Below are 13772 nucleotides of genomic sequence, written 5' to 3'. Positions count from 1 at the left end.
CTGCTTGCCCTAGCACGCCACGGTGTCGACGGGCGGCTCGAGGTCTCACCCGGGTTCGTCGGCTCCAGCCTCCTGGGACACCGGCACGAGCAGAGTGAAGGTGGTGGGGGTACGGCCGGCCAGGGAGAGCCGCCCGCCGAGCGAGAGGGCCAGGTCACGGGCGAGGGCCAGGCCGATGCCCGTTCCCGCGCCGCTGCCGGTGTGCCCCCGGTCGAACAGTCGCCCGGTGTCACCGCGCACCTCGCCTTCGTCGGTGACGTCGAAGGCCAGCGCGTCGTCGAGGTCGCGCACCCTGACACGGACCGTGCCGTGTCCATGGGCGAGGGCGTTGTCCAGCAGTACGTCGAGGATCTCGGTCAGCGGGCCGCCGGGCACTGCCACGTCCCCCGGCACGTCGCCGCGGAGGTACTCCAGGCGCCTGCCGGCGTCGGCGAAGGCACCGTGCCATCGCTCCTCCGACGCCGTCAGCAGATCCGCCAGGGGGCGGTCGGCGGGATGCGGCCGGGGCAGGCTGCGGGAGCCGGACAGGCGCAGTACCTCTTCCACGGTGTCGTGGAGGCGGCGGGTGGTCGCCAGAGCCTCCTCGACAAGCGGCCGCAGCCGGGCGTCGTCGCGCTGTTCCAGGCCCGCTTCCAGGGTGAGCTGGAGGCCGGTCAGGGGGGTGCGCAGCTGGTGAGAGGCGTTGGAGGTGAAGTCCCGCTCGCGGCGCAGGAGTTCGGAGAGACTGTGCAGCATCTCGTTGTGGGTGCGGGCGACCTGGTCGATCTCGGCGATGCTGCTCGGGGCGGCGCGGGCGGTCAGGTCGCCGGCGGTGACGGCGCGGCAGTGACGCGAAAGGTCCTCCAGCGGTGCGGCCAGCGCCCGTGCCTGGCGGCGGGCGACACCGACGGCGACCACCAGCGCGAGCGCCGCCACGCCCAGCAAAGCGCCCCACACGGCCAGGATCCGCTCGCGTACCGCGCTGACCGGAGAGGACGCGCGTACCACCCCGATCACCTGCTCGGCATGGGAGACGGGCACGGCGACAACCAGGTCGCCGCCCGACCGGCTTCGGTCGGCCTGCCCCTTAAGGGCCCGGCGGACTGGTGGGTCACCCGGGCGGGGGCCGTCACCGGCCCGCAGCCTGAGCTGCGGGTCGTACAGTCCGAGATGCGTGCCGGCCGGCGGGGCGGGCAGTTCCACCGGGTCGCCGGTCCGGTAGTCGGGGCTGACACGGACGGCGCCGGCAAGGGCCGCCCGTTCCAGAGTGTCGCGCTGGCCGGTGTAGAGCGCCGACCTGATGGCCCAGGCCAGGGGCACGGCGAGGAGGACGACGGCGACCAGGGCGGCGGTCAGGGCGACTCTCACCACGCGCTGTCTCATGTCCCTCATCATGCGGGCCCCCCTCCCGGGCCGACCGGATGCGGCACACCCTTTTGCCGTCATCTAACCCTCACCGAGCCGGGCGCTAACCAGCCGGTTCCTAGCGTGGGTGCCATGACCGTCCGGTCTCCGGCCGTCCGGCCGACGGGCTCACCGGCACGCTCCTGGGAGGGCAGTGGTCATGGCAGTACACACACGGGCGACCGCCGTCGTCACCCTGGCTCTGGTCGCCGCGGTGAGCGCCGGCTGTTCCGGTTCGGGGTCGCACGCAGGCTCCGCCCCGACGTCACCCGCCGCGGGTACCCCCGTAGGCGGCGGCCAGAAGAACCCGGCACCCGCGCCCACCGAGTCCAATCCGCCCGGCGACATCCCCGACAACCAGGTGTACGTCCCCTACCACCCGGCCGGTGGCACTTTCACGGGCTTCACCGTGAAAGTGCCCGAGGGCTGGGCCCGTACCGTCCGCAAGGACACCACGGTGTTCACGGACAAGCTGAACACCGTCCGGATCACGGCCGCCACCGCGTCCGCCGCTCCCACGGTCGGCTCGGTCACCCACACGGTGATTCCGCAGCTGCGCAGCCACGCGGCGAAGTTCGCCGCCCCCAAGGTGTCCGAGGTCAACCGGCACGCCGGCCGCGTCGTGCTGCTGACCTACCAGGCCGACTCCGCGAAGGACCCGGTCACCGGGAAGGTCGTGCGGGACGCCTTCGAGCGGTACGCCTACCACCGGTCCGGTCATGAGGTGGACGTGACCCTGTCCGGGCCGGTCAACGCCGACAACGTCGACCCGTGGCGGATCATCAGCGACTCCTTCGCCTGGCGGTGAGCGGGATGTCCTCCGACTCCCACGACGGCGTCGGCGCCGGCCATCCGGCCGAGGACGTGCTGACCGCGCGCGAGCTGTACCGCTTCTACCGGGCCGGGGAGGAGGAGACACTCGCCCTGCGGGGGGTGTCCCTGAACGTCCGGCGTGGGGAGACCGTCGCGGTCGTCGGGCCGTCCGGGTCGGGCAAGTCGACCCTGCTGTCCTGCCTGGCCGGGCTGGACGAACCCTCGGGCGGCGAGGTCCGCGTGAACGGCGTCCGGATCAGTCACCGGCCGGAGACCGAGCGAGCCCGGCTGCGGGCCCGGCACATCGGCGTGCTGCTCCAGACCCGCAACCTGCTGCCGCACCTGAGCGTGCGCGACAACATCCTCCTGGCCCAGCGCGCGGCAGGGCGCCGCTCCGCCGTCTCGTGGCGGGAGCTCGTGGGGCAGGTCAGGCTCGCCGAGCGAGCGCACGCACTGCCCCGGCAGCTGTCCGGGGGCGAGGTGGCGCGGGCCGGGCTCGCCGTCGCGCTGGCCAACGCGCCCGAGGTGCTCCTCGCGGACGAGCCGACCGGTGAACTGGACGGCGGCACCGAGCAACTGGTTCTCACGATGCTGCGCGATCGGGCAGCGGACGGCTGCGCCGTGCTGATCGTCACGCACAGCGCCGAAGCGGTGCGGATCGCCGACCGGGTGATCACGCTGATCGACGGAAGAACCGACAGCACCTCCATGGCGGATCGCCGTTCGCGGCGGGAGGAGGAGCGGCATGCCCTCGGATGAGACGCTCGTGGCCTGCCGGGACGCAGCCCTCACCTTCGGCAGGGGTGCGCAGGCCGTGGTGGCCGTGCACGGGGCGAATCTGGAGATCCGGGCCGGCGAGAGGCTCGCCGTCGTCGGCCCGTCGGGGTCGGGCAAGAGTTCGCTGCTGCATCTGCTGGCCGGGCTGGAACAGCCCACCAGCGGGCAGGTGATCCGGCCCGCGTCGCTGGGGACGTTCGGCATCGGCCTGGTCTTCCAGGGCGACAGCCTCATTCCCGCCCTGAACGTGCTGGAGAACGCCGCCCTGCCGCTCGTCCTGGCCGGCCGGACCGAGACGGAGGCTCAGGAAGCCGCCCGCGCGGCACTGGACCAGGTGGGTGCCGCCGACCTCGCCGAGCGCCTGCCCGAGGAGATCTCCGGCGGACAGGCCCAGCGTGCGGCCGCCGCCCGGGTCCTGGCCCAGAGCCCGCGCCTGATCCTCGCCGACGAGCCCACCGGGCGCCTCGACCATGCCACCGGCACCCGCGTCCTGGACGCCCTGCTGACGGCAGCCGACCGCACGGGCGCCGCACTCGTGGTCACCACCCATGACCCGGCCGTCGCCGCCCGGCTCACCGTCCGGCGCAGCATGCGCGACGGCCGCCTGCTCGCACCCGAGGGGACGTCATGATCACCGCATGGGCGCGCGGGCTGACCCGGCACCGGGCAGGACGGCTGCTGGCCGCACTGGCCGGGATCGCCCTCGCGGTCGCCCTCATCGCCGCCCTCGGCTCCTTCCTCACCGCGTCGAAGGCCACGATGACCCAGCGCGCCGTGCGCTCCGTCGCCGTCGACTGGCAGGTCCAGGTCCAGCCGGGCGCCGATACGCACACCGTCCTGTCACTCGTCCGCAGGACACCCGGGACCCGCGCCGCCCTGCCGGTCGGCTTCGCCCACACCTCCGGCTTCACCGCCCAGGTCCAGGGCAGCACCCAGACCACCGGCCCCGGTATGGCGCTCGGTCTGCCCGACGGCTACCGCAGCCGGTTCCCCGGCGAGATCCGCCCCCTGTCCGGGCGCGCCGATGGTGTCCTGCTGGCCCAGCAGACCGCGTCCAACCTGCACGCCGCCCCCGGTGACACGATCGGCATCGGTCTCCCCGGCGCCGGCATGCGCCAGGTGAAGGTCGACGGCGTGATCGACCTGCCCCAGGCCGACTCGCTCTTCCAGACCGTCGGCGCCCCCAGCCAGTCCCAGCCGACCGCGCCTCCGGACAACGTCGTCCTGCTGCCCGCGACCCGGTTCGCCTCGCTGACCCGGGGCGCCACCGGAGTCACCACCCAGATCCACGTCGCCCGCGACGACGGCCGGCTGCCCTCGGATCCGGCCGCCGCGTTCACCGCGGTCACGGGTGCCGCGCACAACCTCGAAGCCCGCTCGTCCGGGGCCGCGCTCGTCGGCAACAACGTCGGCGCCGCCCTCGACTCCGCCCGCCAGGACGCCCTCTACGCACAGATCCTCTTCCTCTTCCTCGGCGTCCCCGGCGCCGTCCTGGCCGCCTCTCTCACCGCCGCCGTCGCCGCCGCAGGGGGTGACCGGCGCCGCCAGGAGCAGGGACTGCTGCGGCTGCGCGGCCTTCGCCCCCGCCAGATCACCGCCCTCGCCGGCCTGGAGGCGGCACTGATCGCCGTCGCCGGCGGCCTGGCGGGCGTCGCTCTCGCCGCGCTGACCGGCCGCATCGCCTTCGGTACCGCGTCGTTCGGGACCGGGGGCAGCTGGGCCCTGTGGTACGCCGTCGCGTTCGTTCTCGGTGCCGCCGTCGCCGCCGGCGCCGTCCTCGTGCCCGCCGTGCGCGACCTGCGCACGCTCACCGTGTCCGACACCCGCAAGGAGGCGGGCGCCCGCAGCACCCGCAACCCGTGGTGGATGCGGTACGGCCTGGACTTCCTGCTGCTGATCGGCTCCTGGCTCGTCTTCCGGGCCTCGTCCGGGAACCAGTACGCCCTCGTCCTGGCCCCCGAAGGCGTCCCCAGCATCTCGGTGTCGTACTGGGCCTTCCTCGGCCCCGCCCTGCTGTGGATCGGCGCCGCCCTGCTGCTGTGGCGCCTGACCCTGCTCGCCCTCGGCCACGGCCGGCCCGTCCTGGCCCGGCTGGCGCGCCCTCTGACCGCTTCACTCGCCGGGACGACGGCCGCCGCCCTCTCCCGGCGCCGACGTCCCCTCGCCCGCTCGGTGGTCCTCCTCGCGCTGGCCGTGTCCTTCGCCGTGTCGACCGCCGTCTTCAACTCCACCTACAAGCAGCAGGCGGAGGTCGACACCCGGCTGACCAACGGCGCCGACGTCACCGTCACCCAGCCCCCCGGCGCCCGGGTACCGCCCAGTGCCGCCGGCACTCTGAAGATCCCCGGCGTGCGGCACGTCGAACCGCTCCAGCACCGCTTCGCCTACGTCGGCTCCGACCTTCAGGACCTCTACGGCGTCCGCCCCGACACCGTCGCGCAGGCCACCTCCCTGCAGAATGCCTACTTCTCCGGCGGCACCGCGGCCCAGCTGATGCACCGGCTCGCCCAGCGGCCCGACAGCCTGCTGGTCAGCGCCGAGACGGTCAACGACTTCCAGCTCTCCCCGGGCGACACGGTCAACCTGCGCATCCAGGACGCCCGCACCAAGGCCCTGCTCACCGTTCCGTTCCACTACGCGGGCATCGTCAAGGAGTTCCCCACCGCCCCCAGGGACAGCTTCTTCGTCGCCAACGCCTCCTACATCGCCAGGACCACAGGCAGCGACGCCGTCGGCGCCTTCCTCCTCGATACCGGCGCCACCCATCAGAAGCAGATCGCCGCACAGCTGCGCCACCGGCTCGGCACCGCCGCCACCGTCACGGACCTCACCCAGACCCGCGGCACCGTCGGCACCAGCCTCACCTCCGTCGACCTGGCCGGCCTGACCCGCATCGAACTCGCCTTCGCCGTCCTGCTGGCCGCCGGAGCCGGAGGACTCGTCCTCGCCCTCGGCCTCGCCGAACGCCGCCGCACCTTCGCCATCGCCACGGTCCTCGGCGCGAGGAAACATCAGCTGCGCGGCATGGTCCTCACCGAAGCCCTCCTGCTGATCACCGGCGGGCTGGCCGGGGGTGCCCTCATCGGCTGGGCCCTGTCCGACATGCTGGTCAAGGTACTGACCGGTGTGTTCGACCCACCCCCCTCGGCTCTTGCAGTCCCCGGCTCCTACCTGGTCCTCACCGCGCTCGCAGCGGTGCTGGCCGTGCTGGCCGCCGCCCTGAACGGCATCCGGCGGGCCAAGCGCCCCGCGGTGGAGGAGCTGCGAGACCTGTGAGCGCCCCACGGCCGCCGGTCCAGCCGGCCACGACGTCTGCTCCTACGCTGTCGGGCATGCGCTCACCCGCCATGCCGGACCACGACCGCCCCCGCGTCCTCGTCGTCGAGGACGACGACACCATCGGCCGCCACCTGGAAACCGGCCTGCGCAGCAACGGCTACACGACCCATTGGAGTCGCACCGGCGAGAGCGCCCTCACGGAAGCCTCCGGCACGTCCTATGACGCCCTGCTCCTGGACCTCGGTCTGCCCGACACGGACGGCATCGACATCGCCCGCACGCTACGCGCCCGCCGTCCCGACCTGCTGATCATCATCCTCACCGCACGCACCGACGACATCGACGTCATCGCCGGCCTGGACGCCGGAGCCGACGACTACCTCGTCAAACCCTTCAGCCTGACCGTCCTGCTCGCCCGCCTCCGCGCCCACCTGCGCCGCCACACCCCCACCACGACCGCCGTGCCGCTCCGGCTCGGCGACCTCGTCGTCGACACCGTGGCCCGACGCTGCACCCTGCACGGCGCGGACGTCCCCCTGCGCCCGAAGGAGTTCGAGCTGCTCGCCCTTCTCGGACGCCACGCGGGACAAGCGGTCTCCCGCGAGACCCTGATGGCCGAGGTCTGGGACGAGAACTGGTTCGGCTCCACCAAGACTCTCGACGTCACCATGGCCGGCCTGCGCCGCCGCCTCGCCGAAGCCACCCGAACAGCCTCCCGCCCGGCCCGTATGCCCGGCATCACCACGCTCAGGGGACACGGTTACCGACTGGAGGGCTGACACACTCGGCCCACGGCGGCAACGCCGGGCCGAGCACCGTCGACGGGGCGCGGGCAGGTCAGCCGGCCGTGGCGGCGCTGTGCGCGGGCTCGTCGGGGCAGGGGGCCGTCACGGGTCCGGGGTGTCTTCCTTGAAGTCCGTCACCCGTTCCAGCAGGATCGGCTCCCACGCCCGCCGCAGCTGGGTCCGCAGCAGGGTCGGGGAGCCTCCCGCGCGGCCCTCGATGTGGCCGGTGAGCCGGATGACGGTGTCGCAGCGGGCGAGCCACAGGCCGCGCAGGCAGGGGCGGGCGCCGTACCCGGCGAGGGTCGCGGCGCGGACGGCGGCCGGCGAGCCGACGGCGAGGGCGAGTCCGGCGATGTCCTCGGCGGGGTCGCCCACGGCCGCCCGGGTCCAGTCCAGGATGCCGCGCACCCGGCCGTCGGCGCTGACCACCACGTGCTCCCCGGTCAGCCCGTGGTGGGTGAGCACGGCGGTGCCGGGCTGCGCGGCGAGCTGGGCGGCGCCCGCGGGGGTGAGCTGGAGCAGCCGGGCGGCGTCGAACTCGTCGGCCGCGGCGAGCCGTTCCGCCGCGTGCACGGCCATCCGGCGCAGCGCCTCCAGCGAGCGCGGGGCGGTGCGTGGCACGCCGAGCGCCTCGGCCTGGCGTGCGGGCACCGCGCGCAGCCCGGTGAGCAGCCCGGCGAGGTCGGCCTCGCCGAGGGCGGAGACGTCGTGCTCGTCGGCCGTGCCGCCGGGCAGCTTGGTGTCGAGGGTGTAGGCGAGACCGGGCGCCCAGTCGCCGTGCGCGACGCTGGTGGGGACGGCGAGCGGCAGATGCGGGCGGACCAGGTCGCGCAGCCGCAGTTCCCTGCGGCGCAGCGCCGAGGCCTCCCGGTCGGGCGCCAGGCGCAGCACCTGACGGGTGCCGACGTACCAGGTGTAGTCATGGCCCTCGCGGACCGGACGGACGTCGGGTCCCGCGGTGCCGCCCGCCTTGTCGCCGCTGTCCTTGATCAGCGAACGGACCAGTCTGCGGACGGTCTCCGCGGTGGGTGTCGGTGCCTCGGTCATGGTCGGATGTCGCCGTTCCGGGTGTCGTCGAGGGTGTGTCTCCTGGGCCTCTCAGTCCACTATGACCATCTCACGCGTCGTGGTGTTGAAACGGCGGCCGCCGTCCTCCGTGACGGTGACGATGTCCTCGATGCGCACGCCGAAACGGCCGGGCAGATAGATGCCGGGCTCCACGGAGAAGCACATGCCGGGCACAAGGGGCTGCTCCTCGCCCTCGATCATGTACGGCGGCTCGTGCGTGGTGACGCCGATACCGTGCCCGGTGCGGTGGATGAAGTACTCGCCGTACCCCGCGCCGGCGATCACCGCGCGGGCGGCACGGTCGACCTCCTGACAGGCCACGCCCGGCCGTACGGCCAGGAAGCCCGCCTCCTGGGCGGCGCGCACGGTGTCGTGCACCCGGCGTTCCTCCTCGGTGGGCTCGCCGACGTGGACCGTGCGGGTGGTGTCGGAGCCGTAGCCGTCCTTCAGCCCGCCGAAGTCGAGGACGACCATGTCGCCGTGCCGGATGACCCGGTCGCCGACCTCGTGGTGCGGGTTGGCGCCGTTGGGGCCCGAGCCGACGATGGTGAAGTCGACCTGGGAGTGGCCGAAACGGCGCAGCAGGTCGGCGAGGTCGCGGCCGATGTCGGACTCGCGGCGGCCGGCGAAGGGAACCTTCCGGATCTCCTCGAACGTTGCATCGGCAGCCGCTCCGGCGGCTGCCAGGAGTTCCAGCTCGGCGGCGTCCTTGACGGCGCGCAGCATGGGCAGGGCGTCGGTGAGGGAGGCGTAGGAGGTGTCGGGCAGCGCCTGTTGCAGGCCGAGCAGGTGCATCGCCCAGGTGTTGTCGCTGATGCCGAACCGGCCGCGGGCGTCGAGGAGCGCGGCGGTGACGGCGTACGGGTCCTTGCCGTCGGTCCAGTCGCGCAGCGCCACCGCGGCGGCGCCGGCCGCCTGCTCGGCGTCGGGCGCCTCCAGGGTGGGCACGACGAGGACGGGGTCACGGCCGGCGGCGAGGACGAGCACGGTGAGCCGTTCGGTGACCGCGGCCGGTGTGTAGCCGGTCAGCCAGACCATGTCCGGGCCGGGTGCCACGAGCAGGCCCGCGAGGCCCGCGTCGGCGGCGGAGCGTGCGGCGCGTTCCATGCGGGCCCGGTAGTCGGCGGCGGTGAAGGGCGCGGGCGCGCTACCGGTCATGACATGCCTCCGGGGGCGGACGGGAGAGACGGGAGAAGCGGGCGGGGATGTCTCTCGGGCAGCATCCTGCCCGGAAGGACAGGGCCCCGCGAGCCGGTCGCACGGCGTCGGGGGGCAGCGCGGCCGGCCCGGTCAGACCACCACTCCCGGCACCACCGTCAACTGCTGGTACCCCCCGCTGCTGTGACGGATGGTGAGCAGCACACCGCTGCCGGGCCGGGCGTGGGCCACCGCGCGGGCGAGGTCGGCCGCGGTGTCGACCCGGACGGCGCCGAACTGGAGCAGGACGTCCCCGCGGACCAGACCGGCGGTGTAACCGGGCCCCGGCACATGGACGCCCACCACCAGCGCCCCGACCTTCCCGGCGTCGACGGCCTCCACGCCCAGGGTCGCCGTGGGCCCTGCCGGGGCGGGGCTCTGGGTGGCGGCGGGGCCGGGTCCGGTCGAGGGGGTGGGCCTCGGTTCCTGGCGTTGCAGCCCGGCGAGTCTGCTCATGCCGATCACAGTGGCGCCGACCGCTCCGATGCCGACCCCGGACAGCACCAGCACGGCGCCGGTGAACAGGCCGAACAGCAGGGTCCGCAGCCGCCGGCCGCGCCGGCGCGCGGCGTGCGGGCGGCGGGCGGGGCCGGGGTTGCCGGGGTCACGCGGGTCCTGTCCGGGCATCGGCTTGGGCCGCAACGCAGTCTGTTCCATGGTTCGCTCGCCTCCGGCTGGTGCCTACCCGGGGCACCGGGCCGCGACAAGACACGAACGAGTGAGACTGGTCGGGGCGTGGCGCAGGGTATCCATCCCCTGGGGTGCTCGTCGCCCCCGTGGGTGGCCCCCTCCGCTGTCCGCACCCGCTCATGCACCCGGCACCAGTCTGCTCACGAGCTGGGCCGCCGCTCCCCTCGGGGTTCCGCCGTGGAGGAGTTCCGTGCGGTGGACGAGGCGGGGGTCGGTGAGGGGGACGGCGGTCGTGCCCGGTACGGCCTCGGCGGTCGAGCGGGGCAGCAGGACCAGACCGTGGCCGGCGGCCGCGAGGGCGGTGAGGGTGCGCAGGTCGGTGCCCTCGTAGCGCAGGGCGCGGCGGAAGGCGCCGCCGCCGGTGGCGGCGCGCGCTTGCGGGAGCGGCAGGGCGGCGTCGGGCGCGTCGAGCCAGCGGGCGTCGCTCAGGTCGGCGAGGCGCAGACCGGGGCGGCCGGCGAGGGGGTGGGCGGCGGGCAGCAGGACGCTCACGGGCTCCTCGGCGACGCCGTGGCTGCTCAGCGGTGCCACATCGGACAGCCGCAGCGGATCGCTCGGCGCGGCCAGCCCGTCGACGAGGCCGAGATCGGCGGTGCCGGTCGCGACGGCGGCCGGGATCTCCTCGCGGGTGAGCACGCGCAGGGTGACGCCGGAGGGCGGCAGCGCGGCGAGGACGGCGGCACCGAGGGCGGTGGGCGTGGTGGCGAGGGTGAGGCCATGGGCGGGCGCGGTGGCCATGCGGGAGACATCGGCGCGGGCCGCGTCCAGGCGCAGCAGCAAGGGACCCGCGTGCTCCAGCAGCCGCTCCCCGGCCGCCGTGGGCGTGACCGGACGCCGGGTCAGCAGGGCCGCGCCCAGATCCTGTTCGAGCGCGGCGATGTGCTGGGAGACCGCCGACTGGGTGTAGCCCAGCTCGCGGGCGGCCGCGGAGAAGGAGGCGAGGCGCGCCACGGTGACGTACGTGCGCAGCAGATGGGGGTCCATGCGGCTCAGGATCCCACCCTGCGGGGCCTGCGCCATCAGCTGTGCTTATCGACCGTGCATGAATCATCGTTGGACGTGAACAAGAGGCCGAGCCGAGGATGGGGGACATGACGAACACCGCCACCGTCGCCCTCGTCGGCGACCGCTCCCCGAACGTCGTCTCGCACACGCGTGTGCCGCTCCTGCTGGAGGCGCTGGCCGCGCGGGACCGGCTGGTCCTGGACGCCTACTGGATCCCGTCCGAGGACGCCGAGGCCGACGGAGCCGTGCGCGGTTTCGACGCGGTGTGGGTGCTGCCGGGCAGCCCGTACCGCAGCGAGGCGGGCGTCCTCGCGGCCGTACGGACCGCGCGCGAGGAGGGCATTCCGTTCCTCGGCACGTGCGGCGGCTTCCAGCACGCGCTGCTGGAGTACGCGCGGAACGTGTGCGGGCTGAGCGGGGCCGCGCACGCGGAGAACGACCCGGGCGCCGAGGATCCGCTCATCGAGCCGCTGGCCTGCTCGCTGGTCGGGCACGAGGCCGCGGTGGTCATCGAGCCGGGCTCGCTGGCCGAGTCCGTGATCGGCTCGGCGCGCACGGTCGAGCGGTACTTCTGCGCGTACGGGCCCTCCCACCGCCTCGACCCGCTCCGCGCCCATGGTCTGCGCTTCTCCGGGCATGACGAGGACGGCCGGGTCCGGGTCGCCGAACTGCCCGGTCACCCGTTCTTCCTGGCGTCGCTGTTCCAGCCGGAGCTGGCCGGCGACGGCTCGCGCCCGCACCCGATCGTCCGGGCGCTGGCGCGGGCCGCCGTCGAGCACGCGGCGTCGCGGCGCGCTCAGCCCGTGTGACCCTCGCCGTGACCGCCGTGCGCCGCGTCGTGGCTGAACTTCATGGCCTCGGCCGGCATGACGACGAAGGGCCGCATCATGCCCTCGTCCTCGTGCTCCAGCAGATGGCAGTGGTACATGAACCGGCCGTACGCGCCGTCGAAGCGGCCCATGACCCGCAGCAGCTGGCTGCCGGGCACCCGGAAGACGTCCTTGTAGCCCCGCTCGTTGGGGGCGAGCGGGATCACCCGCCCGGTGTCGTACCGGATCGGGGTGCGGGTGCCGCCGACCGCCGGGTCGAAGCCGGACACGTCGTAGGCGTCCCGGCCGAGCAGCTGGAAGTCGGCCAGGTGGATGTGCATGGGATGCACGATCGGCGCCAGGTTGAGGAAGCTCCACTGCTCGTAGCCGCCCTCGGGGACGGTGAAGCCGAGACCGTCGTTGAACGTCCGTGCGATGCGCCGGTAGGTCTTCGTGGTGCCGTCGGGTCCGGTGACCTGGACGATGCCGTCGGCCGGGAGGGTCAGTCCGGCGCCGTCCTCGACCTCGGCCATCTCCCAGATCTCCGGGTGGCCGCCGCTGCCCCTGGTGGGCGGCGGGGTCAGCAGGATCAGGCGGTGGCCGTGCGGGAGGTCGTGGGTGAGGCGGCGGAAGGAGCCGGAGAGGACCGCGGGCAGCTCGAAGGTGTCCTCCTCGCAGGCGTCCCGGACCCGGAACTCCAGGACGTCGGGGTGGCGCACGTCCCCGGCCGGGTCGGGCACCCCGGCCGGCTGGTTGCGGCCCTTGTTGACCAGCCGGAGTGTCCGGCCGGCCAGCGCTCGGAAGTCGACCAGGAGGTCGAACCGCTCGGCCGGGGCCGCGGTCAGGGTGGGCAGGTCCGCGTCGAAGTCGACGGGCACCGGGCGCGGCAGCAGCCCGCCGTCGCTGCCGATCTGGTGCACGATGCCGGGCACCGGCTCACCGTCCTCGTCGATCAGCACGAGGTCGTAGATGCGCGCGTTGGAGGCGTTGAGCAGCCGGAAGCGGTACCAGGCCGCGTCCACGTCGGCGTACGGCCAGATGCGGCCGTTGACCGTGGTGTACGGGCCGGTGAAGGGCAGTGTGACCGGCTTGCCGGTCTCCGGGTTGCTCTGCTGGACGATGACCGTCTTGTGCAGCAGCCGGCCGTTGAGGCGGCCGTCCTCGTCGGTGTCGAGGTTGCGGTCGGCGATGATCAGCGGGATCTCCCGCTCGCCCGAGGGCAGGTGGAGGGCGTCCTCCTCGTCGTCACGGAGGAGGTAGGTGCCGAACAGGCCGGACATCACGTTCCACCGGGTGATGTTCATGGCGTGGTCGTGGTACCACCACTGCACCGCCTGGTGGTCGTTCGGGTACTCGGACAGCTGGGCGTCGCCGTGGCCGACGGCGTTGTCCGCCCAGCCGTCGTTGCCGCCGCCGGTCTGGGCGCCGTGCAGATGGGTCACCGTCCAGGCGGGCAGCGCGGCGACGTCCTTGTCCGGCTCGACGCCCTCGCGGCCGGGCTCGGTGGAGGCGGGCGGGGTGCCGGGCGCGCGGGCGGGCACCTGGACCGCGGTGACCGGGTACTCGGACTCCTTCGGTATGCGGTTGGTCCAGGCGATGCGGACGCGCTGGCCGCGCCGCACCTCGACGGTCGGGCCGGGCACATGGCCCTCGTAACCCCACATCAGGGTCGGCGGCAGCTGCGGGTGCAGCCGCACCCAGGTCGGACGCTGGGCGATCTCGGTCTCGTGCCGGACGTCCCCGGCGGCCGGGCGCAGGACGGGCGGGACGGTCAGCGGCGCGAGGTACGGCGTCAGTTCGGCCGTGACCGACGGCTGTTCCGCCCCCTCCGGCACCTGTTCCGGATGCTGTCCGGCGGCTTCGACGGTTCCCGCGATGAGGTCGGTCAAGATGAACACCCCCGTGTGTTCCGTGGTGGTTCCCCCTATGTCCCGCAAGACTTCCGGCGGGCCGACGGCGTTCCCTG

General features: G+C 73.9%; 12 protein-coding genes. 6 read left to right on the top strand and 6 right to left on the bottom strand.

The features are described from left to right. Nucleotides 1-45: 45 nt before the first annotated feature. On the bottom strand, nucleotides 46-1362 hold the full coding sequence (locus ACFVIU_RS04935) for a histidine kinase dimerization/phospho-acceptor domain-containing protein (protein ID WP_385840661.1): 1317 nt from the start codon (nucleotides 1360-1362) through the stop codon (nucleotides 46-48). A gap of 181 nt (nucleotides 1363-1543) precedes the next feature. Here ACFVIU_RS04935 and ACFVIU_RS04930 point away from each other — a divergent pair, with 181 nt between their 5' ends. The 5 genes from ACFVIU_RS04930 to ACFVIU_RS04910 are packed head-to-tail and all read left to right on the top strand — an operon-like array spanning nucleotide 1544 to nucleotide 7031. Further along, nucleotides 1544-2191, top strand: a complete 648-nt coding sequence (locus ACFVIU_RS04930) for a hypothetical protein (protein WP_385840660.1) — start codon at nucleotides 1544-1546, stop codon at nucleotides 2189-2191. 5 nt (nucleotides 2192-2196) lie between these two features. Then, nucleotides 2197-2955, top strand: a complete 759-nt coding sequence (locus ACFVIU_RS04925) for an ABC transporter ATP-binding protein (protein ID WP_385840658.1) — start codon at nucleotides 2197-2199, stop codon at nucleotides 2953-2955. Continuing rightward, entirely contained in the window at nucleotides 2942-3604 is a 663-nt protein-coding gene (locus ACFVIU_RS04920) for an ABC transporter ATP-binding protein (protein WP_385840657.1), read from the top strand. The genes ACFVIU_RS04925 and ACFVIU_RS04920 overlap by 14 nt, the downstream gene beginning before the upstream one ends. Continuing rightward, on the top strand, nucleotides 3601-6249 hold the full coding sequence (locus ACFVIU_RS04915) for an FtsX-like permease family protein (RefSeq protein WP_385840656.1): 2649 nt from the start codon (nucleotides 3601-3603) through the stop codon (nucleotides 6247-6249). The genes ACFVIU_RS04920 and ACFVIU_RS04915 overlap by 4 nt, the downstream gene beginning before the upstream one ends. Before the next feature lie 56 nt (nucleotides 6250-6305). After that, the gene (locus ACFVIU_RS04910; RefSeq protein ID WP_385840655.1) at nucleotides 6306-7031 is read left to right on the top strand and encodes a response regulator transcription factor; all 726 of its coding nucleotides are present in this window, start codon (nucleotides 6306-6308) and stop codon (nucleotides 7029-7031) included. A gap of 108 nt (nucleotides 7032-7139) precedes the next feature. On the opposite strand, the gene ACFVIU_RS04905 is transcribed toward ACFVIU_RS04910, so the two are convergent. The 4 genes from ACFVIU_RS04905 to ACFVIU_RS04890 all read right to left on the bottom strand — a co-directional run bounded on the left by ACFVIU_RS04905 (nucleotide 7140) and on the right by ACFVIU_RS04890 (nucleotide 10976). Then, on the bottom strand, nucleotides 7140-8084 hold the full coding sequence (locus ACFVIU_RS04905) for an aminoglycoside phosphotransferase family protein (RefSeq protein ID WP_385840654.1): 945 nt from the start codon (nucleotides 8082-8084) through the stop codon (nucleotides 7140-7142). A 51-nt stretch (nucleotides 8085-8135) separates the two neighbouring features. Next, nucleotides 8136-9263, bottom strand: a complete 1128-nt coding sequence (locus ACFVIU_RS04900; protein ID WP_385840652.1) for an aminopeptidase P family protein — start codon at nucleotides 9261-9263, stop codon at nucleotides 8136-8138. A 132-nt stretch (nucleotides 9264-9395) separates the two neighbouring features. After that, nucleotides 9396-9959, bottom strand: coding sequence for a PDZ domain-containing protein (locus ACFVIU_RS04895; RefSeq protein ID WP_385840651.1), 564 nt, complete (start codon nucleotides 9957-9959; stop codon nucleotides 9396-9398). A 150-nt stretch (nucleotides 9960-10109) separates the two neighbouring features. Further along, the gene (locus tag ACFVIU_RS04890) at nucleotides 10110-10976 is read right to left on the bottom strand and encodes a LysR family transcriptional regulator (RefSeq protein ID WP_385840650.1); all 867 of its coding nucleotides are present in this window, start codon (nucleotides 10974-10976) and stop codon (nucleotides 10110-10112) included. Nucleotides 10977-11083: 107 nt separating this feature from the next. Here ACFVIU_RS04890 and ACFVIU_RS04885 point away from each other — a divergent pair, with 107 nt between their 5' ends. Next, entirely contained in the window at nucleotides 11084-11806 is a 723-nt protein-coding gene (locus ACFVIU_RS04885; RefSeq protein ID WP_385840648.1) for a hypothetical protein, read from the top strand. Here ACFVIU_RS04885 and phsA read toward each other — a convergent pair. Beyond that, nucleotides 11794-13641, bottom strand: a complete 1848-nt coding sequence (phsA, locus tag ACFVIU_RS04880) for an O-aminophenol oxidase PhsA (protein ID WP_385840835.1) — start codon at nucleotides 13639-13641, stop codon at nucleotides 11794-11796. The genes ACFVIU_RS04885 and phsA overlap by 13 nt on opposite strands. Nucleotides 13642-13772 lie beyond the last annotated feature (131 nt).

The organism is Streptomyces sp. NPDC127190 (assembly GCF_042672505.1).
In the GTDB taxonomy this organism is placed as follows: Bacteria; Actinomycetota; Actinomycetes; order Streptomycetales; family Streptomycetaceae; genus Streptomyces.
Note: the sequence above shows the minus strand (reverse complement) of the source record. Positions and strands in the feature narration are given on the sequence as shown.